This is a genomic window from Mesorhizobium sp. M7D.F.Ca.US.004.03.1.1, from assembly GCF_003998635.1.
GTDB classification, from domain to species: domain Bacteria; phylum Pseudomonadota; class Alphaproteobacteria; order Rhizobiales; family Rhizobiaceae; genus Mesorhizobium; species Mesorhizobium loti.
Genome location: NZ_RZQG01001224.1, coordinates 1 through 1,451, shown reverse-complemented (window position 1 = coordinate 1,451; position 1,451 = coordinate 1). Strand labels below are relative to the sequence as shown.

Genomic DNA, 1,451 nt, shown 5'->3' with positions numbered 1-1,451 from the left:
GATCATCGGCATCGCCTATTGCAGAACCAGGTCGGCCTGCAGAGCGCCGGCCGACTTGATGCCCTGCAGAATGGCAATGATGCCGTCCGGCTTGACGCCGAGACGGTTGAGGCCGGAAACGAGGGTCTGGAGATCGGGACCGTCAAGCACCGCGACGCGGGCGTCGGGTCGGCTGGCGTCGATGGCGGTGAACGGTTCGACGGCGGTCTCGCCCTTGGAGAAGGGCTCGGGCTGGACGACGCGCGGTGCTTCAGTGATGCGCACGGTGAGCGTGCCGTGGCTGATGGCGACCCGCGAGATCTTGACGTCGTTGCCGATGACGATGGTGCCGGTGCGCTCGTCGATGACGACACGGGCTGGCGTATCGGATTCGACCACCAGGTTCTCGATCTCGGCATAGAAGCGGGCGGCTGAAACACCCTTCGGCCTTCTGATCTGCACGGTGCGGGAATCGCGCTCGGCCGCCACCCGCATGCCGAAGCGCTGGCTGGTATAGTCGTTGATGGCGTCCGCAATGCGGATAGCGGTCGAGAAATCGGGATTGCGCAGTTGCAGCGTCAGCGTCGCCTGATCGTCGAACTCGGCCTGGACAGCACGCTCGACGATGGCGCCGTTCGGCACGCGGCCGGCGGTCGGCACGCCTTGCGTCAGCTGCTCGGCTTGCCCCTTGGCGGTGAAGCCGGACACGATGACCGAGCCCTGACCGACGGCATAAATCTCGCCGTCCGCCGCCTTCAGCGGCGTCATGATCAGCGTGCCGCCGGAAAGCGAGGTCGCGTCGCCCATCGAGGAGACGTCGATGTCGATGCGGGCGCCCGACTGCACGTAGGGCGGCATGTTGGCGGTGACGATGACGGCGGCAACATTCTTGGCGCGCGCGCTGCCGCCTTCGGTGGCGATGCCGAGATTTTCGAGCATGGCGCGGATCGACTGTTCGGTGAACGGCGAGTTGCGCAGGCTGTCGCCCGATCCGGCGAGGCCGATGACCAGGCCGTAGCCGACCAGTTGGTTGTCGCGCGAACTCTGCAACTGGGCGATGTCCTTGATGCGTGAGGCGACCTGGCCCGGCGGCAGCGAACTCGGCCCGGACGAAACCCGGAACATGCGGCTGGTGGTGGCCGGATCATATTCAGGATCGTTGTAGACGCCGCCGTTCTTGGCAGCGAGCTCGCGCTTGGCCTTGGGCGTCAGGCCGTCGGCCAGTGCCGGCTGCAGGCTAAGCACGGCAGCCAGTATCAGGGAAAGGCCGCGTATCATGAGGCGCTGACCTGGATGGTTCCATCCGCCATCACCGTGCCGGACAGGATCTTGCCGCTGTCGATGTTGCGAACCTTGACGAGGTCGCCCGCTGCACCTGGCTGCAGCGTCACGGCGGTCGCCGAGATCGTCAGTCCGCCGGCGATGAAGAAGACCTGCACGGAGGCGCCCTGTTCGACCAGCCAGGCCTCGCG

2 protein-coding genes are annotated in these 1,451 nt (G+C 66.2%); both read right to left on the bottom strand.

Features of this window, described 5'->3' with window-relative positions; translation table 11 throughout:
* Nucleotides 1-15 precede the first annotated feature (15 nt).
* Nucleotides 16-1,257, bottom strand: a complete 1,242-nt coding sequence (locus EN935_RS35805; RefSeq protein WP_109659395.1) for a flagellar basal body P-ring protein FlgI — start codon at nt 1,255-1,257, stop codon at nt 16-18.
* Nucleotides 1,254-1,451 (bottom strand): flagellar basal body P-ring formation chaperone FlgA (gene flgA / locus EN935_RS35800; RefSeq protein WP_127374216.1); only part of this gene is annotated, 198 nt, incomplete at its 5' end. The genes flgA and EN935_RS35805, both read right to left, overlap by 4 nt.